General features: G+C 68.7%; 29 protein-coding genes and 1 tRNA gene. 12 read left to right on the forward strand and 18 right to left on the reverse strand.

Annotated elements, in window-relative coordinates; all coding sequences use genetic code 11:
* Nucleotides 1–24 precede the first annotated feature (24 nt).
* The 3 genes from V5D55_RS00245 to V5D55_RS00255 are packed head-to-tail and all read right to left on the reverse strand — an operon-like array spanning nucleotide 25 to nucleotide 1,922.
* The gene (locus tag V5D55_RS00245; protein WP_435746507.1) at nucleotides 25–603 is read right to left on the reverse strand and encodes a LytR C-terminal domain-containing protein; all 579 of its coding nucleotides are present in this window, start codon (nucleotides 601–603) and stop codon (nucleotides 25–27) included.
* 59 nt (nucleotides 604–662) lie between these two features.
* Nucleotides 663–920: a DUF3263 domain-containing protein gene (locus V5D55_RS00250; RefSeq protein ID WP_435746509.1), complete on the reverse strand. Its 258-nt coding sequence runs from the start codon at nucleotides 918–920 to the stop codon at nucleotides 663–665.
* Nucleotides 921–929: 9 nt separating this feature from the next.
* Nucleotides 930–1,922, reverse strand: coding sequence for a DUF2332 domain-containing protein (locus tag V5D55_RS00255; RefSeq protein ID WP_435746511.1), 993 nt, complete (start codon nucleotides 1,920–1,922; stop codon nucleotides 930–932).
* Nucleotides 1,923–1,993: 71 nt separating this feature from the next.
* On the opposite strand from V5D55_RS00255, the gene msrB reads away from it, so the two are divergent.
* Both msrB and V5D55_RS00265 read left to right on the forward strand, forming a co-directional pair.
* Entirely contained in the window at nucleotides 1,994–2,398 is a 405-nt protein-coding gene (gene msrB, locus V5D55_RS00260) for a peptide-methionine (R)-S-oxide reductase MsrB (RefSeq protein ID WP_435746513.1), read from the forward strand.
* Nucleotides 2,395–2,949, forward strand: a complete 555-nt coding sequence (locus tag V5D55_RS00265) for a nitroreductase family protein (RefSeq protein ID WP_435746515.1) — start codon at nucleotides 2,395–2,397, stop codon at nucleotides 2,947–2,949. Before msrB ends, V5D55_RS00265 begins: the two co-directional genes overlap by 4 nt.
* A gap of 3 nt (nucleotides 2,950–2,952) precedes the next feature.
* On the opposite strand, the gene V5D55_RS00270 is transcribed toward V5D55_RS00265, so the two are convergent.
* Nucleotides 2,953–3,864 carry a DMT family transporter gene (locus V5D55_RS00270; protein ID WP_435749231.1) on the reverse strand — a complete coding sequence of 304 codons (912 nt, stop codon included), beginning with the start codon at nucleotides 3,862–3,864 and terminating at the stop codon, nucleotides 2,953–2,955.
* A gap of 103 nt (nucleotides 3,865–3,967) precedes the next feature.
* Here V5D55_RS00270 and V5D55_RS00275 point away from each other — a divergent pair, with 103 nt between their 5' ends.
* From V5D55_RS00275 to V5D55_RS00295, 5 genes are all read left to right on the forward strand, one after another.
* Entirely contained in the window at nucleotides 3,968–4,594 is a 627-nt protein-coding gene (locus V5D55_RS00275; protein WP_435746517.1) for an SOS response-associated peptidase family protein, read from the forward strand.
* Nucleotides 4,595–4,702: 108 nt separating this feature from the next.
* The gene (locus tag V5D55_RS00280) at nucleotides 4,703–5,614 is read left to right on the forward strand and encodes an ABC transporter ATP-binding protein (protein ID WP_435746519.1); all 912 of its coding nucleotides are present in this window, start codon (nucleotides 4,703–4,705) and stop codon (nucleotides 5,612–5,614) included.
* Entirely contained in the window at nucleotides 5,611–6,417 is an 807-nt protein-coding gene (locus V5D55_RS00285) for an ABC transporter permease subunit (RefSeq protein WP_435746521.1), read from the forward strand. Before V5D55_RS00280 ends, V5D55_RS00285 begins: the two co-directional genes overlap by 4 nt.
* Before the next feature lie 10 nt (nucleotides 6,418–6,427).
* Entirely contained in the window at nucleotides 6,428–7,705 is a 1,278-nt protein-coding gene (locus V5D55_RS00290; RefSeq protein ID WP_435746523.1) for a sensor histidine kinase, read from the forward strand.
* Nucleotides 7,702–8,379, forward strand: a complete 678-nt coding sequence (locus V5D55_RS00295; protein WP_435746525.1) for a response regulator transcription factor — start codon at nucleotides 7,702–7,704, stop codon at nucleotides 8,377–8,379. Before V5D55_RS00290 ends, V5D55_RS00295 begins: the two co-directional genes overlap by 4 nt.
* Here V5D55_RS00295 and V5D55_RS00300 read toward each other — a convergent pair.
* Complete coding sequence (locus tag V5D55_RS00300; protein WP_435746527.1) at nucleotides 8,376–9,395, reverse strand: nitrilase-related carbon-nitrogen hydrolase; 1,020 nt, start codon at nucleotides 9,393–9,395, stop codon at nucleotides 8,376–8,378. The genes V5D55_RS00295 and V5D55_RS00300 overlap by 4 nt on opposite strands.
* Nucleotides 9,396–9,486: 91 nt before the next feature.
* On the opposite strand from V5D55_RS00300, the gene V5D55_RS00305 reads away from it, so the two are divergent.
* A complete protein-coding gene (locus V5D55_RS00305) occupies nucleotides 9,487–10,386 on the forward strand; it encodes a LysR family transcriptional regulator (RefSeq protein WP_435746529.1) in 900 nt (299 codons plus the stop codon).
* On the opposite strand, the gene V5D55_RS00310 is transcribed toward V5D55_RS00305, so the two are convergent.
* From V5D55_RS00310 to V5D55_RS00330, 5 genes are all read right to left on the reverse strand, one after another.
* Nucleotides 10,377–11,330 (reverse strand): aldo/keto reductase, encoded by a 954-nt coding sequence (locus V5D55_RS00310; protein ID WP_435746531.1) that lies wholly within the window; start codon nucleotides 11,328–11,330, stop codon nucleotides 10,377–10,379. The genes V5D55_RS00305 and V5D55_RS00310 overlap by 10 nt on opposite strands.
* A 97-nt stretch (nucleotides 11,331–11,427) precedes the next feature.
* Nucleotides 11,428–11,500: transfer RNA gene (locus V5D55_RS00315), tRNA-Thr, on the reverse strand.
* Nucleotides 11,501–11,854: 354 nt separating this feature from the next.
* Nucleotides 11,855–12,043 carry a hypothetical protein gene (locus tag V5D55_RS00320; RefSeq protein ID WP_435746533.1) on the reverse strand — a complete coding sequence of 63 codons (189 nt, stop codon included), beginning with the start codon at nucleotides 12,041–12,043 and terminating at the stop codon, nucleotides 11,855–11,857.
* A gap of 253 nt (nucleotides 12,044–12,296) precedes the next feature.
* Nucleotides 12,297–12,590: a hypothetical protein gene (locus tag V5D55_RS00325; RefSeq protein WP_435746535.1), complete on the reverse strand. Its 294-nt coding sequence runs from the start codon at nucleotides 12,588–12,590 to the stop codon at nucleotides 12,297–12,299.
* Nucleotides 12,591–12,953: 363 nt separating this feature from the next.
* Nucleotides 12,954–13,910: a DsbA family protein gene (locus V5D55_RS00330; protein ID WP_435746537.1), complete on the reverse strand. Its 957-nt coding sequence runs from the start codon at nucleotides 13,908–13,910 to the stop codon at nucleotides 12,954–12,956.
* 230 nt (nucleotides 13,911–14,140) lie between these two features.
* Here V5D55_RS00330 and V5D55_RS00335 point away from each other — a divergent pair, with 230 nt between their 5' ends.
* On the forward strand, nucleotides 14,141–15,247 hold the full coding sequence (locus V5D55_RS00335; protein WP_435746539.1) for an ABC transporter ATP-binding protein: 1,107 nt from the start codon (nucleotides 14,141–14,143) through the stop codon (nucleotides 15,245–15,247).
* An 80-nt stretch (nucleotides 15,248–15,327) separates the two neighbouring features.
* A complete protein-coding gene (locus V5D55_RS00340; RefSeq protein WP_435746541.1) occupies nucleotides 15,328–16,641 on the forward strand; it encodes a DUF4032 domain-containing protein in 1,314 nt (437 codons plus the stop codon).
* A 36-nt stretch (nucleotides 16,642–16,677) separates the two neighbouring features.
* On the opposite strand, the gene V5D55_RS00345 is transcribed toward V5D55_RS00340, so the two are convergent.
* The 5 genes from V5D55_RS00345 to V5D55_RS00365 form a co-directional block, all read right to left on the reverse strand.
* The gene (locus V5D55_RS00345) at nucleotides 16,678–17,319 is read right to left on the reverse strand and encodes an NAD(P)-dependent oxidoreductase (RefSeq protein ID WP_435746543.1); all 642 of its coding nucleotides are present in this window, start codon (nucleotides 17,317–17,319) and stop codon (nucleotides 16,678–16,680) included.
* A gap of 12 nt (nucleotides 17,320–17,331) precedes the next feature.
* Nucleotides 17,332–18,363, reverse strand: a complete 1,032-nt coding sequence (rlmB, locus tag V5D55_RS00350; RefSeq protein WP_435746545.1) for a 23S rRNA (guanosine(2251)-2'-O)-methyltransferase RlmB — start codon at nucleotides 18,361–18,363, stop codon at nucleotides 17,332–17,334.
* On the reverse strand, nucleotides 18,356–19,765 hold the full coding sequence (gene cysS, locus V5D55_RS00355; RefSeq protein WP_435746547.1) for a cysteine--tRNA ligase: 1,410 nt from the start codon (nucleotides 19,763–19,765) through the stop codon (nucleotides 18,356–18,358). Before cysS ends, rlmB begins: the two co-directional genes overlap by 8 nt.
* Before the next feature lie 103 nt (nucleotides 19,766–19,868).
* A complete protein-coding gene (gene ispD / locus V5D55_RS00360; RefSeq protein ID WP_435746549.1) occupies nucleotides 19,869–21,098 on the reverse strand; it encodes a 2-C-methyl-D-erythritol 4-phosphate cytidylyltransferase in 1,230 nt (409 codons plus the stop codon).
* 72 nt (nucleotides 21,099–21,170) lie between these two features.
* Nucleotides 21,171–21,653 (reverse strand): CarD family transcriptional regulator, encoded by a 483-nt coding sequence (locus tag V5D55_RS00365; protein WP_017201416.1) that lies wholly within the window; start codon nucleotides 21,651–21,653, stop codon nucleotides 21,171–21,173.
* A 135-nt stretch (nucleotides 21,654–21,788) separates the two neighbouring features.
* Between V5D55_RS00365 and V5D55_RS00370 the strand changes: the two genes are divergently transcribed.
* Entirely contained in the window at nucleotides 21,789–22,316 is a 528-nt protein-coding gene (locus V5D55_RS00370; RefSeq protein WP_435746554.1) for a DNA modification methylase, read from the forward strand.
* A 64-nt stretch (nucleotides 22,317–22,380) separates the two neighbouring features.
* Here V5D55_RS00370 and V5D55_RS00375 read toward each other — a convergent pair whose 3' ends face one another.
* The gene (locus tag V5D55_RS00375; protein WP_435746556.1) at nucleotides 22,381–23,064 is read right to left on the reverse strand and encodes a response regulator; all 684 of its coding nucleotides are present in this window, start codon (nucleotides 23,062–23,064) and stop codon (nucleotides 22,381–22,383) included.
* Nucleotides 23,061–24,284, reverse strand: a complete 1,224-nt coding sequence (locus V5D55_RS00380; protein ID WP_435746558.1) for a sensor histidine kinase — start codon at nucleotides 24,282–24,284, stop codon at nucleotides 23,061–23,063. Before V5D55_RS00380 ends, V5D55_RS00375 begins: the two co-directional genes overlap by 4 nt.
* A gap of 219 nt (nucleotides 24,285–24,503) precedes the next feature.
* On the opposite strand from V5D55_RS00380, the gene phoU reads away from it, so the two are divergent.
* Complete coding sequence (gene phoU, locus V5D55_RS00385) at nucleotides 24,504–25,202, forward strand: phosphate signaling complex protein PhoU (RefSeq protein ID WP_435746560.1); 699 nt, start codon at nucleotides 24,504–24,506, stop codon at nucleotides 25,200–25,202.
* Between the two features lie 60 nt (nucleotides 25,203–25,262).
* On the opposite strand, the gene V5D55_RS00390 is transcribed toward phoU, so the two are convergent.
* Entirely contained in the window at nucleotides 25,263–26,012 is a 750-nt protein-coding gene (locus tag V5D55_RS00390; RefSeq protein ID WP_435746562.1) for a phosphoglyceromutase, read from the reverse strand.
* Nucleotides 26,013–26,064 lie beyond the last annotated feature (52 nt).

A 26,064-nucleotide genomic window follows, 5' to 3' on the forward strand; every position in this document is an offset into this window, starting at 1 on the left:
CGCGATACCGCGCACATCCGGACGTCAGGAGGCGGGTGTCTCGGCGGGCGTCTCGGGCGCGGAGGTTGACCGATCGAGGCCGATCACGACGGTGAGCTGCTTCCCGCCGGTGTCGTTCAGCGTGGCGTAGAAGTCGCTCTGCTGCACCGCCGCGCCGCCGAGCACATGGGCGAGACCGATCGCTGCGAGCTCGTCCTCTGCGTCGACGTAGAACACCGTCGTCGCAGCGAAGTCCTCGGTGTCGCTCGGGGTCGCGAGGACCTTGTCCGCCGTCCACCCGTTGTTGATCAGGGTGTCGCGCATCTGCGTGTCGAGCTCGTCGTCGGGGGTGCCGTTGAGGATCATCACCGTGATCGTGGTGTCGACGACCCCAGTCTCCTCCGGCGTGGGCGTCGCGGAGGGCTGCGCGTCGGGGAACAGCGTGATGCGGTCCATCACCACGAGCGCGCCGAAGATCCCGGCGATGATGAGGACGAGTGCGGCGACGAACGACCACAGCAGCACGACCCAGCCGTTCATGCCCGGGGCTTCGGCGCGGTGCGCCCCTACGCGTCCTGAGGAGCGGGGGACGTCATCGAAACGATCACGGTTTGGCTGAGACACCCCTCGATGCTAGCGGCACGCGCCTGTCAATCCCCGCCCCGGCCCGTCGTGCCGTGCGGTCAGCCGACGAATCCGGGCATGCGGGCCGTGCGCCGCGCGGCCCGGGAGTCGCGGATCCTGCGCAGCCTTCGTACCAGCATCGGGTCGTATTCGAGGGCGACGTCCGAATCGATCAGTCGCCCGAGCAGCTGGTAGTAGCGTGCGGCGCTCATGCCGAGCTGCGCGCGGATGACCTCTTCCTTCGCGCCGCCGTGGCGCGGCCACGACGACTCGAGGGCGAGAATCGCGCGATCGCGTTCGGTGAGATCTCCGAGCATGGAACCAGGTTAGGGCTGTTCCGCCGGCACACCCGCGCGCCACTCCCACCATCGACCGAGTGGGTCCGCGGCAGCGCGGACCCGGCCGTCGATGGCGACGACGAATCCCTTCCACTCCGCGGCGTCGACCGCGGGCTCCCACACGTCGAGCAGTCCGGGTGGGTCGATGGTGATCCATCGTGCGGGCAGTCGGGCGAGGAGATCGACGAGCGCGTTCCGCTCCGGGCGCGGGATGTGCACGAGCACTCCGGGCGTGGTGACGACGAGCGTGGCGCCTTCCGGCGCCTCGTCCACAAGCGCGCTCAGCCTTGCCAGCGCGTCCCCCGCGATGAGACGGGGAGGAGCGGATGCCGCGATGTCGAGCGCGGCGTCGATCCGCTCTTCGCGGCCGGTCTCGCCGGGCCACACCAGGGATCGGAGCCAGCGTCGATCGTGCTCGTCCGCGGCGTCGAGGGGCGCGAGATCGATCCCGGCCCGCCAGACGACGTCCGGCATCCGCAGGGGCGGAAGCGCTCCCGAGACGCGGCTCTCCAGAACGACGGCGGAGGGACCGTCCACGGGATCGAGAGCCGCGCGCAGTGCGCCGTCGGATCCGCGGTATCGGTACGAGTACCGATCGGGGTAGAGGCAGAGCCCGGCCGAGGCGCCGACCTCGAGCAGCGCGATCGGGCCCTCGATCTCGGACAGCACGGGGAGCAGCGCCGCGAGCCGCAGCGGCTCGTTCGTCTGCAGCTGCCGCGCTGCACATCCGGTGACGACCGCGTCGGCGTGCGCCAGGACGAAGTCCCGCCAGTCGCTGTACGCGCCGAGTCCGGCGCCGAGCAGACGCGTCACGGCGAAGACCAGCGGCGGCTGCCGTCGAGTCTCGGGGATGCGGGCGAGGACGCCCTGCACTTCGCGGTCAGCAGCGACTCCCGCCGCCCACTCCTCGTACAGAGCACTGCGACCGGGCGCCTCGTCTCGGGCGAAGCGTGCGAAGCGCTCCTGGACAGCATCCGTCATCCCTCCATTGTGACGCGGAGCACCCGATGCCTCGCCGCAGCATGGAGAATGGAGAGGACTCAGGAGGACACATGTCGTACAGCGTGGACAAGACCGAAGACGAGTGGCGCGAAGAACTCGGCGACGAACAGTACGCCGTGCTGCGCCAGGCCGCGACCGAGCGCGCCTGGACGGGCGAACTTCTCGACGAGAAGCGCTCGGGTCTCTATACCTGCGGCGCATGCGACGCCGAACTGTTCAAGAGCGGCACGAAGTTCGACTCCGGATGCGGATGGCCGAGCTTCTACGAGTCGATCCGTCCCGACGCGGTGCAGCTCATCGAGGACACGAGCCTCGGCATGGAGCGCACCGAGGTCCGCTGTGCGAACTGCGGCTCGCACCTGGGCCACGTCTTCCCCGACGGGTTCGGCACGCCGACCGGCGATCGCTACTGCATGAACTCGATCGCGATGAACTTCACCCCCGACGCGTCGTGAGCGCACTCGAGGCCGTCCGCGCCCGTCAGTCCTGGTCGAAGGTCGAGGACACGGCTCCGACTCGGGAAGAGCTCCTCACCTACGTCACCGCTGCAGGCCGCGTCGCCGACCACTCGTCGTTGCGCCCGTGGCGGCTCATCGAGCTGCGCGGATCCGACAGAGAGGCGCTGGGAGCGGCCATCGCGAAGGCGGAGGGCGACAAGAGCCCCTCCTCGAAGCCGTTGCGCGCACCGCTGCTCATCGCTGTGGTCGCGAGCTACCGCAAGAGCGAGAAGGTGCCCCGCTGGGAGCAGGAGGCCGTCGCCTCCGGCGTCGCCCACATGCTGAGTCTTCTCCTCGATGAGGCCGGCTGGGGCGTGCTCTGGCGCACCGGGCACTACACGCGTTCCAAGGCCGTCGCCAAGATCCACGGCCTCGGCAAGGACGAGGAGCTGCTCGGGTGGCTCTACGTCGGCGGCAAGCCGAAGGGCCGAAAGCCGGGCCGGCGCAAGGCTGTCGATGCGCGCAAGCTCATCACGCGCCTCCCCAAGAAGGCGAAGAAAAAGAAGTAGCCGTCAGCGTCGGCGGGTACGTGGCACGGCCACGACCACAGAGGCCACCGCGACGATCACCATGGCGATGATCTGCCAGAGTGCTGGCCCGACCTCGGTCGGCCAGAGCAGGTCGATGACGACGGATGCGGCGAGCTGTCCGAGCACGGAACCCAGCCCCATCAGGAGCACTCCAGTGTGCGCGACGATGAACGCCCCGAGCAGGATGTAGGCGGCACCCAGGAACCCGCCGAGGTACAGCCAGGGCTCGGCGGGCGGAAGCTCGGGCATTCCTCGCAGGGCGACGCTCACTCCCGCCGCGAGGAGCAGCACGACCGTGCCGGCGATGAAACTCATGAGGGTCGCAGCGAGCGGCGACTGCACGCGCTGAGCAAGACGACCGTTGGTCGCCGCCTGCCAGGCGATCCCGACTCCGGCCGCGAACGGGAGAAGCAGCATCCACAGCGGCGCCGCACCGAGCACATCTCCGGAGAGCGAGATGGCGACGGCGGCGAGCGCCAGCGCTCCCCCGGCGACCCGACCCGGCGTGACGGCGACGACGCCGGCGGGCCCGAACCCGATCCGGTCGAGCACGAGGCCGTGCAGCGTCTGCCCTGCCACCACGCCGACCGTGAAGAGCGAGACACCCAGTACTCCGGCGGTGACGCCCTGCGTGGAGACGGTGAGGGCGCCGCAGGCGCCGCCGAGCAGCATCCAGAACGGGATCCGCTGCTGCCGGATGCCAGCACTCAGCCGGGAGACTCCGCGACGCGCGGGCGGGAGGCACGAGATCACGATGACGAGCGCGAGAAGGCCGACGGCGAAGGAGATGAGTCCAGCGACGATGCCGTCGTCGACCGCGACGCCCAGCACCCCGTTGATGCGGGCCTGGATCGCGGTCATCACGCCGATGGCGACCGCCCCACCGAGGGCCACCGGAGCGGGGATTCGGCGGGCGTCGGTCACCCGTCGACCCTACCCGAGGGGCGGAACCCGCTCGCCGCGACCGGATGTCGGCGGCCGGGGCTACGCTGGCGGCATGTGCGCGAGCTATGGCCTCGATCCCCGGTTCACCGACGCGGAACTCCTCGCCGCGGCTGACGACGCGGTGCTCGAGGGCCTGCGCACGTGGGCAGAGGAGAACGCCGGCGAGACCGTGCGCCCCACCGGCAAGAATCTCCGCAACCTCAACCCGATCGTCGTGCAGCCCGAGGCCGCTCCGACACTGGAGCTGGCCTGGTGGGGATTCCTCGTCAACGGCGAGCCGGCGAAGTTCCCGTCGATCAACACCCGCTCAGAGCGTCTGCAGGATCAGCCCGGCGGCGCCAAGACGCGCGCGATAGTGCCCGCCACGAGCTGGTACGAGATGCAGAAGCCGTCCCGGCAGTGGCACGAGTTCCTCGTCGATGACGGCGCGCTGTTCGGCATGGCGGCGGTCACCCAGCGCGGTCGCACCGCCGACGGCGCCTGGTTCACCTGCTACTCGATCGTCATGCGTCCGGCACCGGAGCACCTCGCCGACCTGCACGATCGCATGCCGCTGCTCGTCCCCGCATCCCTCAGCCACGACTGGCTCACCGCTCCCCCGACCAGGGAGATCATCGACGAGGCGATCGTCGCGTCCGACGAGATGGCGGCACGCGTGCGCGCCCGGCCGCGCGCCTGATCGTCGCGCGGGCGCCGGCGACGTCCACCACCGGGAGGACCCGGAGTCGCCGAGAACTGTACCTGGGGAGGACGCGGCGCCCCAGGGGCCGTCCGTAACGTGGACCACATGATCACAGCAGAAGGCCTCACGAAGAGGTTCGGAGACAAGACCGCCGTCGACGACGTGTCGTTCACCGTCAAGCCGGGCAGTGTCACCGGCTTCCTCGGTCCGAACGGCGCCGGCAAATCGACCACCATGCGGATGATCGTCGGCCTCGACCGGCCGACATCCGGCCGCGCCGCCGTCGCCGGCAACGAGTACGGCAAGCTGCGCGCGCCGCTCACCGAGGTGGGCGTGCTGCTCGACGCCAAGGCCGTGCACACCGGCCGCACGGCACGCAATCACCTCCGGGCGATGGCCGCGACGCACGGCATCCCCGCATCGCGGGTCGACGAGGTCATCGATCTCGCCGGCATCGGCTCGGTCGCCCGCAAGCGGGCAGGCAAGTTCTCGCTCGGCATGGGCCAGCGCCTGGGTATCGCTTCGGCGCTCCTCGGCGACCCGCACACCCTCATCCTCGACGAGCCGGTCAACGGACTCGACCCGGAGGGCGTGCGCTGGGTGCGTCAGTTCGTGCGGCACGCGGCATCCGAGGGGCGCACCGTGCTCCTCTCGAGCCACCTGATGAGCGAGATGGCGCAGACCGCCGACCACGTCATCGTGATGGGTCGCGGCAAGGTCCTGGCGGATGCTCCGCTGGCCGAACTCGTGCGAGCCTGGACGACCAACACAGTGCGCGTGCGCACACCGCGCGCGGCCGACCTGGCCACCGCCGTCGCCGGACCTGAGGTCGAGATCGTGAGCACCGCCCCCGATCTCCTCGACATCGCGGGACTCCCCGCGTCTCGGATCGGCGATCTCGCTGCGCAGCGCGGCATCCCGCTGCACGAACTGACACCGACCACCGGTTCGCTGGAAGACGCCTACCTCGCCCTCACCGGCGACTCGGTCGAGTACCGGACGAAGGAGATCTCATGACCGCCCAGGCCACCGCTGTCGCTCCGCCGCGAGTCGACACCCGTCACCGACTGACCTTCATCCACGCGCTGCACGGCGAGTGGGTCAAGCTCGCCACGCTCCGGTCCACCTGGTGGTCCATCGGCGTCACCGGGCTGCTCACGGTCGCGATCGCCGTCCTGATCGCGCAGAACGTCGTCGATCCAGGCTTCGCGCCCATCCAGGCGGTCGTCTCGCCGATCCAGTTCACGATGCTGCTCGCCGGCATCCTCGGTGCGATCTCGGTCACCGGTGAGTACTCGACGGGGATGATCCGTTCGACGCTCACCGCCAACCCGGTGCGCGGTTCCGTCCTCGCGGCAAAGGCTGTGGTGCTCGCCGCGGTGATGTTCGTCGCGTCGCTGATCATCTTCGCGGTGGCCACGCTCGCCGTCACGCTGATCGTGTCGACCCGCGATCAGAGCATCGACTGGTCCGATCCCGCGGCATCGTTCCTGCCGATCCTCACGGCGTCGCTCTCGATGGCGATCTTCACGCTCCTGGGTGTCGCCTTCGGGTTCCTCCTGCGGTCGGGCGCGGGTGCGATCGCCGCCACCGTCGGTCTGCTCTTCGTACTCCCGATCGTCGCGAGCATGTTCATCATCGCCGGAGAGGGCGGACGATGGGTCATGGATGCTGCCGGATATCTTCCCTCCTCAGCCGCGCAGAGCATCATCATCCCTGGGACAGGTCTGGACGGCCCCGTCGCCTACCTGACGCTCGGATGCTGGGTCGTCGCAGGTCTGCTGTCCGCGTGGGCCGTGCTCCGCACGCGGGACGCGTAGAGTCAGCCCCGTGAGCAGAACGCGAAGCCGCAGCGCCTCGATCCGTGAGGACGAGGAACTGCGGCTTCCGCGTCCCCCGGGCATGCTGCGGCGGTTCTGGGCCCGGCATCCGGTCGTCGCCGACGTGCTGATCACGGCCATCTGCCTCCTGCTGTCCCTGTCGTCGGGCGTGACCGTGGGCGTGAGCACTCCTGGGACGCCGGAGCCGTCCGGCGCCTTCGCCTTCGTCGCCCCCGTGTCGGCCGTTCTCGCCTGCCTGACGGTGCTGTGGCGCCGCAGGGCGCCACTCGTGACGTTCCTCGCCGCGGTGCTGCTCGAGCTCCTGGCGGTCATCGGTCTGCAGGAGGCGGGCAGCGCTCTCGTGCTGGTGGCGTGCTACGCCGTCGCGGTCTACCGATCCTCCCGCCTCGCGTGGATCGCTTACGGTGTTGGCATCGCAGCCGTGGCTGTCGTGACGTTCCCACTGATGGGGATCGGCGCCGTCACCCTCCAGGGCGGCATCGACCCCCTCGTGGGGTTCGTCGTGATGGGGCTCATCGGCACCCTCGTGGGCGTCAACGTCGGCGAGCGCAAGCGCTACCTCGCGGCGATCATCGATCGCTCCCGCCAACTCCTGATCGAGCGGGACCAGCAGGCGCAGCTCGCTGCGGCGGGCGAGCGCGCCCGGATCGCGCGCGAGATGCACGACATCGTGTCGCACTCCCTGACCGTCATCGTCGCCCTCTCCGAGGGCGCGGTCGCGACCCCCGATCATGAGCAGGCGCGCAAAGCCTCGGCGACGGCGGCGGAGACCGCTCGCGGTGCGCTCTCCGAGATGCGTGCGATGCTCGGTGTGCTGCGAGCCGACGACTCCCCGGTTCCCTTGGCACCGATGGAACCGACGCCGCCGCGCGACACGGTGTCTGCCGCCCAGCGCGCGGGGTACCCGATCACCCTGGCCGTGGTCGGCAGCGCTGAAGTATCCCCCGCCGTGGCGCACGCGATCGGGCGCATCGTGCAAGAGGGCGTGACGAACGCGATGCGGCACGCTCCCGGCGCGAAGATGATCTCGGTGCGGCTCACCTACTCGCCCGAGACCGTGACGATCGAGATCGTGAACGATGGCGTCACCGGCCCGATCGGGTCCGACGGCTTCGGCGTGCGCGGCCTCGCGGAGCGCGCCGCCCACGTCAACGGCAGCGTCAGCTCCGCCCCGGCCGACGGCGGTCGTTGGATGCTGCGCGCCGACCTGCCCACGTCAGGGAAGGCCGCGGCCAGCCCCGACTCATCGACGAAGGATCCCGCATGACCGAATCGATCAGAATACTGCTGGTAGACGATCAGGAGCTGATCCGTGTGGGCTTCCGGATGGTGCTCGAGGCCGAACCCGACATCACGGTGGTCGGGGAAGCGGTCGACGGTCGCGACGCGATCGCCCAGACCGCAGTATTGACACCCGATCTCGTGCTCATGGACATCCGGATGCCCGGACTCGACGGCATCGCCGCGACCGAGGCGATCGTGCGCCAGCATCCGCACACCAAGGTGCTGGTGCTGACGACGTTCGACCTCGACGAGTACGCCTTCGGCGCGATCCGCGCCGGCGCGAGTGGGTTCCTGCTGAAGGATGCGCAGCGGCACGAGATGATCTCGGCGGTGCGCGCGGTGCATCGGGGCGATGCCGCGCTGTCGCCGCGGATCACGCGGATGCTCCTCGAGCATGTGACGCCGCAGCTCGGTGCCGCGTCCCCGGCTCCCGACGCCGCCGACAGCGCCAGGCTCGCGGAGCTCACCGACCGCGAACGCGACGTCTTCCTGGCGATCGGTCGTGGACTGACCAATGCCGAGATCGCCCAGACACTGTACGTCGGCGAGTCCACCGTGAAGACTCACGTGGGCCGCGTGCTGGCGAAGCTCGAGGCTCGCGACCGCATCCACGCCGTGATCCTGGCGCACCGGCTCGGACTCGTCGGGGACGACTAACTCTCGCTGCCGGAAGCGCCGTCCGCCGCGATGCGGAAGTCGCCCGGAACCGGCTCGTCGGAGTGCCGCGCGGTGCGCGCGTCGCGCTCCAGACCGGACGATCGCGTCAGAACTCCGTACAGCTCCGGACGGCGTCCGAGCAGCCAGCGGCGCCCCGTCGAGAGCGGCAGCAGATCGAGGTCGAGGGCAGCCGTCACCACAGCCTCGTCTGCCACCGGCGTCTCGGCGACGATGCGGCCGTAGGGGTCGATGATCATGGCGTTGCCAGTGCGGATCTCGTCGTCGTCGACGCCGATGCCGTTGCTGAAGAGCACGAAGATGCCGTTGTCGTGCGCACGGGAGGGCAGCCATCGCATCAACCATCCGCGCCCGGATGGTCCGTTCACCGCCTCCAGCAGCGCCCCGGGATCCGTCTTGCGACCGTGCCACAGGCTCGCGGGGATGACCTTCATGCCATGCGGGCTGCGGGAACTGGTGCCGCCGGTCTGGTGCGGGGCGATCAGCACCGTCGCCCCGAGGAGCGTCACGGCCCGGACGTTCTCGACCAGATTGTTGTCCCAGCAGATGAGGATCGCCATCCGCACTCCCCACGGAGTGTCGAAGACGGTGAAATGGTCGCCGCTGGAGACGGCCGGGTGCTCGAACGCATGGAGCTTGCGGTGGATGTGCACCGTGCCGTCGGGTAGGCAGACGGCGTAGGAGTTGTAGAGCGCCTCGCCGTCGGACTCGAGGAAGCCGGCACCGATGCCCAAGCCGAGGTCCGCCGCGATCTGTCGCAACGACTGGACGAGGTGTCCGTCGGCCGGCTCCGCCAGATTCCGAAGCTGCTCGGTCGTCTTCTTGGTGAGGTGCCAGTACGCGAGCAGGCACATCTCGGGGAAGACGACCAGGTCGGCGCCCTCTCCGGCTGCGCGGGTCGCGAGGCGGCGCACCGTCGCGAGGTTGGCCTCCTTGTCGGATGCGACAGCCTCGAACTGAACCACCGACACGCGAAGGCCTGGTCTCTCGTCGATCATCGGGTCTCCTCTCCCTCAGGACAGGACCAGTCAAGCGGGCCGCGGCCATAACGTCCAATGACGAATCGTCCTCAAACCATAAGGTAGGGGAATGGAAAGTCGACTGCTGCGAGCGTTCGTGCACACCGCGCGATCCTCCTCATTCAGCGAGGCTGCCGCGATGCTCAACGTCACGCAGCCCGCCCTCACGAAGCAGATCCAGCAGTTGGAGACCCTCGTCGGGTCGCCGCTCTTCCGTCGCGGCCGACACGGCTCGGAGTTGACCGCGGTCGGCATGACTCTGCTCGCGGATGCTCAGGAGATCGTGGACCTCACCGCTCGGTTCCGGCAGCGCGCCAGCCGCATCGCCGCGGGCGAGGAGGGATACCTGTCTGTCGGCTTCGGTCTGTCCAGCATCAGTGTCGCGCCCCGGGCGGTCGCCCGATTCCGCGCGAAGTCACCGGCGGTATCGGTGCGTCTGGAGGACATGTCGTCCCTGGTGCAGCTGGAGCGGGTGGGTTCCGGGCACCTCGACGTCGGCTTCACGCGCCTGCCTGTGCCCGGCGGCCTCCGCAGCATGACCGTGTTGTCGGATCGGCTCGCCGTGGCCACGCCGCGCGAATGGGAAGCGCCTCGGGACGGGTCGGCGATCGGGGCGTGGTGGGCGCAGCATCCGCTCGTCCGCCTGTCGACCGCCCGAGGACCGGGGCTCTCCGCACAGATCTCGCAGTATCTGAGCGGAATCGACGCGCAACCGGTCGTCACCCAGGAAGCCGACGACCTCCAGACGGTCCTTGCGCTGGTCTCCGCGGGCATCGGTATCGCGATCGTCCCGCTGAGCGCGACGAACATCGCGCCACCGCGCGTGGACATGACCCCGCTCTCCGGTCGCGACGCCTCCTGGGAGGTGGGCGCTGTCTGGCTGCCCGGCAACGAGACACCGGTGGTGCGGTCCTTCCTCGCCGAGCTGGCGGAGCCTGGCGCGGCGAGGAAGGATACGGGTCAGGCCTGAGCCGGCGACCACTCCGAGACGCGGTTCAGCAGCTGCACCTCGTCAGCCGACAGCGCGAGTCGGGCGCCCGCGAGCAGATCCGGAACCTGCTCCACCGAGCTCGCACTCGCGATCGGAGCCACCACGGTCGGCTGAGCGCGCAGCCACGCGAGCGCCGTCGCCGCGATCGATTCGTCGTGGGCGCGGCCCACCTCCTCGAGGGCGTCGATCACCCGGAGACCGGCCTCGGTGGCGTACTTGGCCGCTCCCTGCGCGCGCGGCGAGGACTGGCCGGCGGCATCGGTGGACCGATACTTGCCCGTGAGGAATCCGCTCGCCAGCGAGTAGTACGGAACCAGACCGAGCCCGAACTCCTGCGCGACCGGGATGATCGTCTCCTCGACGACATTGCGATGCACGAGGTTGTAGTGCGGCTGCACGGCGACCGGGCGGGCGACGCCCGTGCGGTCGGCGATCTCGACCCACTCGCGGATGCGATCCGCGGTGTAGTTCGAGACGGCGACGTTGCGGACGAGGCCGTCGGTCACGAGCTTCCCGAACGCGGCGACGGTCTCCTCGAGCGGAACGGTCTCGTCGTCGAAGTGCGCGTAGTAGAGATCGATCGCGTCGATTCCGAGGCGGGCAAGAGACGCCTCCGCGGCCCTGCGGACGTTCGACCCGGAAAGGCCGGAGAAGTCCGGATGCTGGCTCACCTTGGTGGCGACGACGACTTCCGACGGCTTCCTCGAGGCCAGCCATTCCCCGATGATCGTCTCGCTCTCCCCGCCCGCGTTGCCGGGCACCCACGAGCTGTACGAATCAGCCGTGTCGACGAAGTCACCGCCTCCCGCGATGAAGGCGTCGAGGACGGCGAACGATGCATCGCGGTCGGCCGTCCAGCCGAACACGTTGCCGCCGAGGGCGAGGGGGAAGACGTCGAGGTCACTGTTTCCGATGCGGGTCATGCTTCGGGACAACGATGCGGGGCTACCGGGTATTTCCTCGTGACGGCGTGTTTCGGATTCGCGCGCACGCGCGACGAGAGACCGGAATCACAGACAGTGCCGACTACAGGACTCGAACCTGCAACCCCCGTATTACAAGTACGGTGCGCTACCAATTGCGCCAAGTCGGCGAGCCGCGGAAGTTCGCGGATCTTGGGGTACCTGCTTGAGTTCGGTGGTAGCCGATCCCGCACAGACCCCGCACATTCACACTGGGTAAACGCTGGATCAGAGTCTACCGAAACACAGCACCGAGAGCGTCCGCCACCCTCCGGCCTCCGACCTTCTCGCTCAGGTACGTGATCAGTGAAGGCTTAGCGCGGCCGAGATACTCGGCCGTAGCGACGGTCTTGCGGAATGAGCGGACTGTGTAGCCGCCGATCCCGAGCCTCTCCCGCGCAGCCTGCCACTCGCCGGACGCAATGCGGCGGTCACGCTCCATGCGCAGTGCGAGGTCGCCGAGGGGGCGACCCGTGGCGCGATGCTCAGACGCCAGAGCGCTTCTCGACAGGCGGCCACACCACAAGCAGGAACGCCCCGATCGGGCCCAGGAAGAACACGAGGAGGAACCATGTCCACGCCGACCTGTTGCGAGTACGGGCGTATCCACCCGCGAGGATCGCGACCGTCAGCCACATCGTGGGCACGAGGCCAGCCAAGTACTCAATCTGCATGGCCCCGAGCCTACGCCGTGCCCTCACCGCAGCTTGAAAATGAGACCGCCAGTGGCTGGGCCGAAGGAGTGGGTGATAGCGAAGGAAGCCGCCGCGCTGATCGGCCGCCACGTGTCAGAGGTATACCGGTGGATCGACGCCGGCCGCCTCACCAGCCGTGTCCGCGCCGAAGGCGTGACCGTGGTCCTGTCGAAAGCCGTTCTTGTTCTGTCCGGCGTGAGGGATAGAGGCCTGCGCCTGACTCACGCACCCATCACGGGTCGTAAGCGACGTGCACATCGATCTCTTTGCCGAGCTCGAGCTCAACTCGCTTGGCGAGGCTGCGACCTTCCCGTGTCCATTGCAGCCGCTCACCTTCCTGCTCGGGCAGATTCTGAACGAAGAGCGCTTCCCACCGAGCGTTCCACGAGACGAGTTCTTGGATGAGCTGCTCCGAGAGTCCCGAGGTGTCGGGGTCGATCGGGCCGGGATCTAGTTCCGGAGTGCGCTCCCAGACGGGGAACGTGTCCCCGTACTCCGACGAGAGCTGCAATAGGCGTCGAGACACTTCGTGTGCTCCTGACTTCTGGTGGTGGCCGCTACCCACCGCACCAAGTTGATCCGGCGCACTGAGGTCCTGCCGCTTCCGACGATGCTGGTTGCGCGATTGTCCTGATTCAGTCGCGGCCACGCTCCGCAGCGAGTGAAGGACAGGAACCGTGCTGGTCCGCGACCGAGGTTGTGACACTCGAAGACGTGGAACGTGTCGGCCCCGAAGGACCGGGTCGCGAGGGCTCCCACCCGAGATCAACGAGTGCAACCTGCCGCCGCTTCAATAGCCATGAACTGTCTTACACGTGCGGTGCGCTACCAATTGCGCCAAGTCGGCGGACCGCCACCAGTGTAGCGACGGCACCGGCCCTGCTTCGAATCAGGGGGTGGGCGTCGCGGTCGACGTCGGCGTCTCGGTCGGCGCCGGGGTCTCCGACTCGTAGAAGGCGTCGGACGCGACCGTGAGCACGAACTGCGAGAACTCGGCGGGGTCATCGAGGGCGCCAACGTAGGCTTCGCCATTCGCGACGATCATCGGAGCCGCCTGCAGGGCGAGGTCGTCGGAGCCTGCGAGCGGTCCTTCGAGAGCGCGCGTCGTGGCGTCCTTCGCCCAGGTGACGAAGTCCTCGTCCTGGATGCAGGAGCGCACGGCCTTCGCGTTGTCCACGCCGACCGCGCCGGCGAGGTTCGCCAGATCGGCGTCGGAGAGTCCGTCGCTGCCGACCTCCGGTTGGTCGTCGAGCAGATCGTGGTTGAACGCGTAGAACTGCGCCGGCGAGTGCGTGGCGACGCAGGCGGCTGCTGCCGCGGACCGCAGCGAGTACTTGGTGCCGTTCGAGCTCGCCGTGAGGAGGGCGACCGGGTGGTAGGTGACCGAGACGGCACCCTCGGTGATCCAACTGGCGAGCTGACGCGCATTCGCGCGCTCGAACTCCCCGGCGTCGGGCGAGAGGTAGTCCACGTAGATGTGGATGTCGACCTTCTGCGACGTCGTGGGCTCCGGCGTCGGTGTGGCCTTGTCTCCGGACTCGGTGGCCTCGGGGGCAGGAGTGGTGAGCGACTCGTCCGACGCGGCGATGGCAGCGATGTCGTTCACGGTGACGCCGTCGGCTTCCATCCCGGTGGGGGTGAGCTGCGGCTTCGACACCTGGGCGGAGACCGCGAGGGTGACCGCTGTGCCGATCGCCCCGACCGCGACAACGGCGACCGCGCCGATGATGATCCGTCGCATGAGCCGCGCCCTGGACTGCTGGGCGTGCACCTGCTGGGCCTTCTCCCGCACGGCCTCGCGAGAATTGCGAGGCGTGGGGACGTTCGGCGTTTCGTCGCTCGACATCGTTCCTCTTGAGTCTCAGGGGGTCCGGGTTGGCCCCGATCGTCGCTCTGGGCGACAACCGCCGCGATGCGCGGCCAGATTCGATGTTAACCAGCCAGGCTGAGAAATACCCAGGTGCCGCGGTTCATGTCATACTGATCCCGACCCAAAGACGGGTCATGGCGGTTCATTCCGCCACTTCCATCACTACGGATCGTCCGGCACGTACCTGCCGGTGAGGAGAAACAATAATGGCATCTGTCACTTTCGACGACGCAACCCGCCTGTACCCCGGCGGCACCCGCCCCGCAGTCGACAAGCTCAACCTCGAGGTCGGAGACGGCGAATTCCTCGTCCTGGTCGGCCCCTCCGGTTGCGGTAAGTCCACCTCGCTCCGCATGCTCGCAGGCCTCGAAGAGGTCAACGCCGGCCGCATCCTCATCGGTGACCGCGACGTCACCGACGTGCCGCCGAAGGACCGCGACATCGCGATGGTGTTCCAGAACTACGCGCTGTACCCGCACATGACGGTCGCCGAGAACATGGGCTTCGCGCTCAAGATCGCCGGCGTCAACAAGGAAGAGCGTGCGACCCGCGTTCTCGAGGCCGCCAAGCTCCTCGACCTCGAGGACTACCTGACCCGCAAGCCGAAGGCACTCTCGGGTGGTCAGCGTCAGCGCGTCGCCATGGGCCGTGCGATCGTCCGCCAGCCGCAGGTGTTCCTCATGGACGAGCCGCTGTCGAACCTCGACGCCAAGCTCCGCGTGCAGACGCGTACGCAGATCGCGTCGCTGCAGCGTCGTCTCGGCGTCACCACGGTCTACGTCACGCACGACCAGACCGAGGCTCTGACCATGGGTGACCGCATCGCGGTTCTCAAGGACGGTCTGCTCCAGCAGGTCGGCACCCCGCGCGACCTCTACGAGAAGCCGAACAACGTGTTCGTCGCCGGCTTCATCGGCTCGCCCGCGATGAACCTCTTCTCGGCGGACCTCGCCGAGGGCGGCATCCGCTTCGGCACCGAGGTCGTTCCGCTCGACCGCGACACGGTGGGCCGTGCGAACGGTTCGCAGGTCACGGTCGGCGTCCGCCCCGAGGACATCGTCGTCGGCCCGGCCGACGGCAAGGGCCTCTCGGTCACGGTCGACCTCGTCGAGGAGCTCGGTGCTGACGGCTACCTGTACGGCCACACCGAGATCAACGGCAAGCGCGCCGACCTGGTCGCCCGTGTCGACGGTCGCAGCCACCCGAACGCCGGCGAGACCGTCACGCTCGCGGCATCCGCCGGTCACGTGCACGCGTTCGACATCGAGTCGGGCGAGCGCCTCAACGACAAGCCGGTCATCTCGGCCTCGTAATTCCCTCAGACGCGGCGCGGCCGACCTTCGGGTCGCCCGCGCCGCGTCTGCTTTTCCCGACTCCCCCGTTGAGGAGCGCCATGCAGGACTCCCTCCGCATCACTGCGAGCAAGGTCGACCCCGGCCTGCTCGCGCTCCCGTGGTCCACGACTCTTGCGAAGTGGCCGTCCGAGCACATCGTGTCGCTGCCGAAGGGGCTGTCCCGCCATCTGGTGCGGTTCGCCGATCTCTCCGGCCGGGTCATCGCCGTCAAGGAGACGACCGCCGAGATGGCGCAGCGCGAGTACGACATGCTCGGCAACCTCGCGCGCCTCGACGTTCCCTGCGTCGACAGGGTGGCCGTGATCGCCGGACGGACGGATGCCACGGGCGAGGCGCTGCCGGCGGCGCTCGTCACTTCGCACCTGCGGTTCTCGATGCCCTACCGCGCGCTCTTCACGCGGGTGCTGCGCCCCGACACGGCCAACCGTCTCGTCGATGCGCTGGCGCTGCTCCTGGTGCGCCTGCACAACGTGGGCTTCTACTGGGGTGACGTGTCGCTGTCGAACACGCTGTTCCGCCGTGATGCCGGTGCCTTCGCCGCATACCTCGTCGACGCCGAGACCGGCGAGCTGCACGAGGAAGGGCTGACCGACGGGCAACGCGCCTACGACCTCGATCTCGCCCGCACGAACATCGCCGGGGAGATCATGGACCTCGCCGCCGGGGGGCGGCTCGAGCACGGTGTGGATGCCGTCGCCATCGCCGACGGCATCGTCTCCTCCTACCGGTCGCTCTGGGCCGAGCTCACCGCCCAGGAGTCCTTCTCAGCGGCCGAGACCTGGCGCATCACCGAGCGGGTCGAGCGGCTCAATGCACTCGGCTTCGACATCGACGAGATGTCGATGTCGACGGCCGGCGACGGCACGGTCGTCGAGATCCAGCCCAAGGTCGTCGATGCCGGGCACCACCAGCGCCGGCTCATCCGCCTCACGGGGCTGGACGTCGAGGAGAACCAGGCCCGCCGCCTGCTCAACGACCTCGACGAGTTCCGTGCTCGCTCGACCAAGCAGTGGGCCGACGAGGAGATGTACGCACACGAATGGCTGACGCGGGTGTTCGAGCCCGTTGTCCGCGCCATCCCGTACGAACTGCGCACCAAGCTGGAACCGGCCGAGGTGTTCCACCAGGTGCTCGAACACCGCTGGTACCTGTCGCAGGCATCGGGCCGCTCCGTACCCCTCGCCGAGGTCCTCACGAGCTACATCAACGAGGTGCTGCGACATCGGCGCGACGAAGCCACCATCATGGGTCCGCCGACCGAGACGATGAGCCTGCCGGTCATCACCGGGTCGCTGTCACTCCGCGACGACGACGATGACGACGAGGCCGTCGACTGGCGCGATCTGGTCTGAGCCGCGGGACGAGCCCCTCGAGACCAGCACTCGAGGTCAGTAGCCGACGGTGAACCGCTCGCGCCGGTGCTTGCCCTGCTCGATCTCGTCGACGAGCGCGACAGCGAAGTCGGCGCCCGAGATCCACGACTTGCCGTCGGCATCGCGGACGATCACGTCGCCGCCGTCGCGGTAGTGCCCGGTGCGCTCGCCCTCGGCCCACGGTCCGAACTCCTCGGCCGGGTGCACGAAGAACCAGTCCAGTCCGGCATCCGTCCCCTGCAGGAGGGCGAGCGAGTCGATGCCGACCTGCGCCTCGGCCTTGTACTCCTCGGGGAAGTCCTGGTCGAACAGACGGGGCCCGCCCGGGGCGACGAGGCTGCCTCCGGCACCGCCGATCACGCCGAGGCGCGTCTCGGTGCCGGTCAGCGTCTCGGCGACGCTCTTCAAAGCGCCGAGCACCTTGTCCTCCATGTCGCCGCGCGCAGCGAGCGCCCACACCACCGCATCCGCGCCGTCGAAGGTCTCCGTGATCGACTCTCCGTCGAGAACCGATCGCTGCACGTAGGCGGCGCCCGCCACCGGGTCGGACGGCTCCGAGCGCGAGACAGCGATCACCGCGTGACCGCGTGCCACCGCCTCCGCGACGATGTGACGACCGGCGTAGCCGGTTCCTCCGAGGACGACGATGCGTGTCATGCGCTTTCCTTCCTAGGACTTCTTCTTGGCGCCGCGGATAGTCGACACCTGGTACAGAGCGACGGAGGTGGCGATGCCGGCGTTCAGCGATTCGGTCGACGCCGAGATCGGGATCGAGACGATCTGGTCGCAGGTCTCGCGGACCAGGCGCGACAGCCCCTTGCCCTCGGAGCCCGCGACGATCACGACAGGGCGATCGGCCAGCTGCAGGTCGGGCAGCGAGACGTCGCCATCACCGGCGAGCCCGAGGATGAAGACACCCTGCTTCTTGAACTCCTTGAGCTGCGTCGTCAGGTTCGTCGCGAGGGCGACGGGCGTGCGGGCGACGGCTCCGGCGCTGGTCTTCCAGACGGCGGAGTTCACGCCGGCCGAGCGACGCTGCGGCAGGATGACACCGTGGGCTCCGAACGCCGCTGCCGAGCGGATGACGGCGCCGAGGTTGCGCGGATCGGTGATGCCATCGAGGGCGACGAACAGCGGCACCTGGCGGCGATCGATCGCCTGCTCGAGCAGGTCCTGCGGATGCGCGTACTCGTAGGGCGGCACCTTGATCGCGACGCCCTGATGCACGCCGTCGAAGCCGGCCATGCGGTCGAGCTCCTGGCGGGTGACCTCCATCACCGGGATCCCCCGGTGGGTCGCGATCGACAGCATCTCCTTGACGCGGTCGTCCATCTCGACGCGCTGCGCGATGTGGAACGCGGTCGCCGGGATCTTGGCGCGGAGCGCCTCGAGCACCGAGTTGCGACCGGTGACCGTCTCCGCCTCGGACGTGTTGTCCTTCGCGCGGGCGGAGCGGTTCGGGTTGCCGCCGGCAGCATTCCTTCTGCCGGCCCCTGAGCCCGACGAAGGGTTGCCCTTGCCACCGGATGCCGCGTAGCGCTCGGCCGCGGCCTTGCGCTTGCCGGCAGGGTGCCAGGCGCGGTCCTCGGCCTTCGGGGTCGGTCCTCGACCCTCGAGCGCCTTGCGCCCGAGTCCGCCGGTGCCCTTGGACGGGCCCTTCTTCTTGCCGTTGCTTGCGCCGGGGCGCTGTGGCTTAGCCATCGATACTCCAATGAGTTCCGGCCGGAGTATCCTCCAGCGTGATTCCTGCGGCGGCGATCGCGTCGCGGATGCGATCCGCCGCCGCCCAGTCCTTGTCAGCACGCGCCTGAGCGCGCTGGGTGATCATCGTCTGCACGAGCGCGTCCAGAGCGGACGCCTCAGCGCCGGCATCCGTCGAACTCCACTCGGGCGAGTGCGGGTTCAGGCCCAGCACGCCGGTCATCCGGATGACATCCATCACGTCCTGCTTGGCCTCGTCGTGCTTTCCTGCGTCGAGCAGGGCGTTGCCTGAGCGGATGCTGCTGTGGATGGCCGCGAGCGCGCGAGGCACGGCGAGATCGTCGTTCATCGCCTCCCAGAACTCGGTCGGCAGCCCTTCCTTGTACTCCGCCCACCCGGGCTTGACGAGCCGCTGGGCGCGGTCGAGGAAGGTACGGATACGCGCGAGCGCAGCATCCGCCTCCGCCCACGACGACTCGGTGAGGTCGAGGCTGGAACGGTAGTGCGCTGCGGCGAGCGCATAGCGCACCACGAGAGGGTCGTGCTCGGCCAGCACATCGGCGGCGAGCGTGAAGTTGCCCACGGACTTCGACATCTTCTGGCCGTCGACTGTCACGAGGCCGTTGTGCACCCAGTAGCGGGCGAAGCCGTCTCCCGCCGCGGTCGACTGCGCGAGTTCGTTCTCGTGATGCGGGAAGCGCAGGTCGAGGCCTCCGCCGTGGATGTCGAACTCGGCGCCGAGGTAGCGCTTCGACATCGCGGAGCACTCGATGTGCCATCCCGGGCGTCCGACGCCCCACGGCGATGCCCACTTCGCGTCTTCGGGCTCTTCCGGCTTCGCACCCTTCCAGAGTGCGAAGTCCTGCGGGTTGCGCTTGCCCCGGGGGTCCGCGTCTTCCGCGGCTTCCATGGCATCCACCGACTGGTTGGTGAGCTCCCCGTACGTCGACCAGGAGCGCACGTCGAAGTAGACGTCACCCGATCCATCGGGCGCCGGGTAGGCGTGGCCCCGATCGATGAGGGTGGCGATGATCTCCTGCATCTGAGGAACGGATGCCGTGGCGCGCGGCTCGTACGTCGGGGCCAGGATCCCGACCGCACCGTAGGCGGCGGTGAACTCCTGCTCCATCCGGTAGGCGAGAGCCCACCATGGCTCGGCATCCGTCGCGTTGGCGATCACCTTGTCGTCGATGTCGGTGACGTTGCGCACGAAGGTCACGCGGCTGTACCGATGCGCCAGCCAGCGGCGCAGGAGATCGAAGCTCAGCGCGGCGCGGACGTGCCCGATGTGCGGGCCGGACTGCACCGTGGGTCCGCACACGTACATCGTGATGTTCTCGGGATCGAGAGGCACGAAGTCGCGCAGCTGCTGCGCGCGGGTGTCGTAGAGGCGGACTGTCACCGCTCAAGCCTACTCGGGCGCGGCTGGACGCCCGCCGCCGGGCGACGTTTCGCGGACGATGTGACGATTTACGGACGGATCGGGCGAAAAGTTCCGCGAAACGTCACACTCTCCGTGATTCGTCCGGCACCACGAGGGCGATCGCCGTGACCGAGATGCCCTCGCCGCGGCCGGAGAATCCGAGCCCGTCGGTCGTCGTCGCCGTCACGGTCACCGGAGCTCCTCCGAGCGCTGCCGACAGGACGGCCTCCGCCTCGGCGCGACGCGCGCTGAACCGCGGGCGATTGCCCTGGAACTGCGCGGAGACATTGCCGATCAGGAAGCCGGCATCCGCCAGCAGCTCCCGCGTGCGGGCGAGGAAGACGTCGGCATGTGCTCCCGCATACTCCGGATGCGACGTACCGAAGTGCTCGCCGATGTCACCGAGCCCGGCGGCGCCGAGCAGCGCGTCGACGATCGCGTGCGCGACGGCATCGCCGTCCGAGTGTCCGGAGAGCGCGGGTTCTCCCGGCCACTCCAGACCGGCGAGCCAGAGATCGCCCTCTCCGCCGAAAGCATGCACATCGGTACCGAGTCCGACGCGCGGGAGCCCGGCGCGCACGATCGACGCCGCGGCGGATGCCGGAGCGGTGTCGGATGCCGCGAGCAGGTGCCGTGCCCGATCCAGGTCGGCGGGTGTCGTGATCTTGAACGCCCGCGCGGAACCGTCGATCCAGCGGACCGGATGCCCTGCCGCCGCGAACAGCGCCGCATCGTCGGTGTACTCGACGCCGGAGTCGAGCGCCGCCGCATACGCCTGCTCGAGAAGAGCACGCGGGAAGCCCTGCGGAGTCTGCGCCGCCGCCAGTTCCGACCGATCGACCGGGCCGACCACGGCATCCGCATCGACTCTCTTGAGGGTGTCGACCACCGCGAGCGCCGGAATGACCCCGGCATCCGCCGTCACCGCCGCGGCGACCGCGTCGATCTGCGCGGGAGGCGTCAGCGCACGAGCAGCGTCGTGGACGAGAACCGTCCGGACGTCACCCCAGAGCGCGGCGAGTCCGGCGGCCACCGACTGCTGGCGGGTCGCCCCACCCGTGACCACGCGGCCGAGATCGCGCCTCCCGCCTGCTGCGGCCTCGAGCTCCGTCAGGGCATCGCCCTCGTAGCCCGCGGGGGCGACGACGATCACCTGCGCGAGAGCTGCGGCGAAGACGCCATCGAGGGCGTGGCGGAGGATCGAGTGCGCGTCGATGCCGACCAGCGCCTTGGGTGCACCCGCATCCAACCGGGTGCCGGAGCCTGCGGCGACGACGATGATCGCGGTGTCGGGGACGGGAAGAGTGCTCACCGACTCACGCTACCGCGCGTGCGGGGACGACGAAGGGGCGGATGCCGAAGCATCCGCCCCTTCGTGGACGACTCAGGAAGCGAGGACCTCGTCGAGCAGAGCGCCCGCCTTGTCCTCGTCGGTCTTCTCAGCCAGTGCGAGTTCGGAGATGAGGATCTGACGAGCCTTCGCCAGCATCCGCTTCTCCCCCGCGGAGAGACCGCGGTCCTGGTCACGACGCCACAGGTCGCGAACGACCTCGCTGACTTTGATCACATCGCCGGAGGCGAGCTTCTCCAGGTTGGCCTTGTAACGGCGCGACCAGTTGGTGGGCTCCTCCGTGAAGGGCGCACGCAGAACCTCGAACACGTGGTCGAGGCCCTCCTTGCCGATGACGTCACGAACGCCGACCAAGTCGACATTCTCCGCCGGGACCTCGATGATGAGATCGCCCTGCGTGACGTTGAGCTTCAGATATTTCTTCGCCTCACCCTTGATGATGCGTTCCTTGACCTCGATGATGGTCGCGGCGCCATGGTGCGGATAGACGACTGTCTCGCCAACCTCAAAAAGCATAAAAACGTGTCCTTTCGGCAACCTCAAGGATACCACAGGGAATATGCGCTAAGGTTCGCGCCTCGGCGTCACGGGGGCGGCGGCCGCGTACCCGTAGAATGGTTGCGGATATCCCGCCGGACCTCAGGAGGACCCGTGAAATCGCGCCTTGTTGCGTCTGCCGCCCTCAGCGCCGTCGTTCTTCTCGGCGCCACGGGCTGCACGTTCATCTCGCCCCAGGCGACGAAGATCGAGTACTCCGCCTCGGACGGCGTGAACGTCTCCGACGCCGACGGGCCGCTCGATGTCCGGAACGCCTTCATCGTCGCCACCGAAGACGGTTCGGTCGGCAACTTCATCGCCGCGATCGTGAACCCGACCGACGAGAGCGCCACGCTCACGATCGCACTCGAGGGCATCGACCCGTTCACGGTCACTGTTCCGGCCGGCGGCACGGTGAGCCTCGGCGCGGACGAGGAGCCGCTGCGCATCGTCGACCTCGACACCATGCCCGGCGCGACCATCGAGATGCACTTCCAGTCCGGTGACTCCATCGGCGTGAAGACCGAGGTCCCCGTCCTCGACGGCTCGCTCCCCTACTACACGGACCTGGTTCCCGAGCTGGTGACGAGCACGCCGATGCCGATGCCCACGGACACCGCGGCCCCGGCTCCGCAGGAGTGATCCACCCCTGATCCACCGAGAGGCCGGCACCCCGTGGGGTGCCGGCCTCTTCTGCTATCCGGCCTCAGCCCTCGAACCGGTATCCGAGCCCGCGCACGGTCACCAGCATGACCGGCTCGCTCGGGTTCTCCTCGATGCGGGAGCGGATGCGCTTGATGTGCACATCGAGCGTCTTGGTGTCGCCGAAGTAGTCGCTCCCCCAGACACGGTCGATGAGCTGCCCGCGCGTGAGCACACGCCCGGAGTTGCGCATCAGGACTTCGAGCAGCTCGAACTCCTTCAGGGGCATGTTGATCTGCGCTCCCAGCACCGAGACGGTGTGCCGGTCGATGTCGAGTGAGACGCGTCCGCAGTCGAGCACGCGCTCGTCGAGCTCGCTGTCCGCCTGCACGATCCGGCGCAGCACGGCACGCATCCGCGCCAGCAGCTCGCGCGAGGAGTACGGCTTGGTGATGTAATCGTCGGCCCCCAGTTCGAGGCCCACCACGATGTCGACCTCGGAGTCCTTGGCCGTGAGCATGATGATCGGCACCGCAGACGTCGAGCGGATCTGACGGCAGACCTCGGTGCCCGGCATCCCCGGGAGCATCAGATCGAGCAGCACGATGTCCGCCCCGCGATCGCGGAACGCGGTGAGCGCGCCCGGACCGTCTTCGGCGATCTCCACCTCGTAGCCTTCACGACGCAGCAGATATGCGAGCGGGTCGGCGAGGTCTGGCTCGTCTTCGACGAGAAGGATTCGGGTCATGCTTTCTCTCCGTTTCGGATGCGAGCGGGGGCGGCGGCTTTGGCGGCCTTGCGCGCACGCTTCTTCTTGCTCTTCTTGCCCTCGTCGGCGTGCGCCGGGGCGTCGATACGAGGAAGTCTGATGGTGAAGGTCGATCCGCGTCCTGGGCGCGACCAGAGACGGACCTCGCCGCCGTGCCGCTGCGTCGCGTGCTTGACGATCGAGAGGCCGAGTCCGGTGCCGCCGGTGCGCCGCGAGCGGGCCTCGTCCGCCCGGTAGAACCGCTCGAAGATCCGCTCCCGGTCGCCTTCGGCGATGCCGATGCCCTGATCGGACACCGCGATCTCCACGACCCCGGCGTCCGCCTTGACGCCGACGCCGACGCGTGAGCCGCGCGGCGAGTACACGATCGCGTTCGCGATGAGGTTGCCGACGGCCTCGATGAGGATCTGTGCGTCGCCGCGCACCCACACGCCGCGATCGCCACCGCGTGCGAGCTCGACGCCCGCCGAATCCGCCTGCACGACATGGGCCTCGATGGACGAGGCGATGACCTCGTCGATCGCGATCGGTCCGACCTCGGTGAGCCCGCCCTCGGCCTGCAGCCGCGACAGGCTCATGATCCGCCCGGTGAGCTGGCCGAGACGACCGGCCTCCGCCGAGATCCGGGCGGCGAAGATGCGCACCTGCGCCGGGTCCTCCGCGGCGGATTCGATCGCCTCCGCGAGGAGGCTCACCGCGCCGACCGGCGTCTTCAGCTCATGACTGGTGTTGGCGACGAAGTCGCGGCGCATCTGGTCGAGACGCTCCTGCTCGGTGACGTCGCGGATGATCAGCAGCACCAGTCGCGCGGCGATGACGCTCGCACGTGCCGAGACGAGGCGCGGATCGAGGCTCAGTCCCCCGCGGGTGATGCGGAACGATTCGGTGTGCGATCCCCCGGAGGTCTTGACGGCGCGCACCAGCTGGCGCAGCTCCGTGTTGTCGAGCGTCGAGCCGACCTCGATGCCGAACCGGGTCGCGGCGTGCGAGACCGCGAGCACCATTCCGGAGGAGTCCACGACGCAGGCCGCATCGTCCATGCTGCCGAGAACGTCCGTGATGCCGGGCGGGAGCGCGAGCGACGTCTCCTCCTCGGCCCGTGCGCGTGCCCGGTATGCCCACGCCACCAGGAGGGAGACGCCGACGCCGATCACCAGCCCGATGGCGAGCGAAGACAGCGCGAGCTGCGGCAAGGTCATATCCCCAGCGTAGAGTGCGTTCACCGTCCATCCGGCGGGTTTCTGCGCGCTGGCGGGGAGCGGCGAACTACTATTCACATGCTGGGCACCGTTCGTTAACCTTCGGGGCACACAATCTCCTCGGGCCTGTGCGGGAGTGCAGACCCGCTCTCGTGCGGACGAACCGCCGTCTCGCGCCGTGCTCACAGCCGAGATCCGAATGAAAGGTTGCGCCCCACCATGCGCGAAGTCTTCCACCAGTCCCTCGAGGACTTGCAGAACCGCCTCGTCGAGATCGCGGACCTCGTCACGGTCGCGATCGACAAGGCGACGCGTGCCTTCGCGACGAGCGACGTCGCGCTGGCCGAAGAGGTCATCGCCGATGACGCGAAGATCGACGCCCTGGCCGTCCAGCTCGACGAGCAGGCCATCGAGATCCTCGCCCGGCAGCAGCCGGTCGCCCGCGACCTGCGCATCGTCGTGACGGCGCTGCGCGTCAGCGCCTCGATCGAGCGCATGGGCGACATGGCCGAGCACATCGCGCAGCTCGCCCGCCTGCGCTTCCCGGAGCGCGCCATCCCGAAGGGCCTCAAGGGCACGTTCGTGAAGATGGGCGAACTGGACGTCGAGATCTCGCGCACGCTCTCGGAGCTGCTCCGCACCGGCGACCTGCGCTACGCCGACACCATCCGCAACGCGGACGACGACGTCGACGAGCTGCACGCCAACGTCTTCGAGAAGGTGCTCAGCGACAACTGGAAGGGCGAGACCACGGCCACCGTCGATGCCACCCTGGCGAGCCGTTACCACGAGCGCTTCGCCGACCACGCGGTCGCCATCGCCAAGAAGATGGTCTACCTCGCGACGGGCGACTGGCACGTCTCCGAGGCCGAGATCGCTCTGGCCGTCGAGCAGCAGCAGGAGCTCGGGCACGCCTGAGCCACACACAGAAGAGGGGCGGATGCTGTCGCAGCATCCGCCCCTCTTCTGTGTGTCGTGTTACTTCTTTCCCTGCGCGGCGACCGCGGCGGCACCGGCGGCTGCGGCCTCCGGGTCGAGGTAGCGACCGGGGCCCGTGGGGACGTTGTTCTCGTCGAGTTCGTACACCAGCGGGATGCCGGTGGGGATGTTCAGCTCGGCGATGTCGTCGTCGCCGATGCCCTCGAGGTGCTTGACCAGGCCGCGGAGCGAGTTGCCGTGCGCCGTGACGAGCACGGTCTTGCCGGCGTCGAGGTCGGGCACGATCGCGTCGTCCCAGTACGGGAGCAGCCGGTCGATGACCAGCTTGAGCGACTCGGTGCGGGGCACCTCGCCGTCGATGCCCTCGTAGCGGGCGTCGCCGACCTGGCTGAACTCGCTCGCGTCGTCGAGCAGGGGCGGCGGCACGTCGAAGGAACGACGCCACAGCTGGAACTGCTCGGGGCCGAACTCCTCGAGGGTCTGCGCCTTGTCCTTGCCCTGCAGGGCGCCGTAGTGGCGCTCGTTGAGGCGCCAGGAGCGGACCACGGGGATCCACAGGCGATCGGCGGCATCCAGAGCGATGTTCGCCGTCTGGATGGCACGGCTCAGCAGCGAGGTGTGCAGGACGTCGGGCAGGATGCCGGCTTCGGCGAGAAGCTCGCCGCCGCGGCGGGCCTCTTCCTTGCCCTGCTCGGTCAGCCGGACGTCGACCCAGCCGGTGAAGAGGTTCAGTTCATTCCACTCGCTCTGGCCGTGGCGGAGCAGGATCAGGGTGCGCGTCGCAGTCATGTCGCCAGTTTATCCGCGCCGACCGCTCCGGATTGGTCGCGGGGCGCATCCA

The sequence above is a fragment of the Microbacterium sp. PMB16 genome, from assembly GCF_051294855.1.
Lineage (GTDB): Bacteria > Actinomycetota > Actinomycetes > Actinomycetales > Microbacteriaceae > Microbacterium.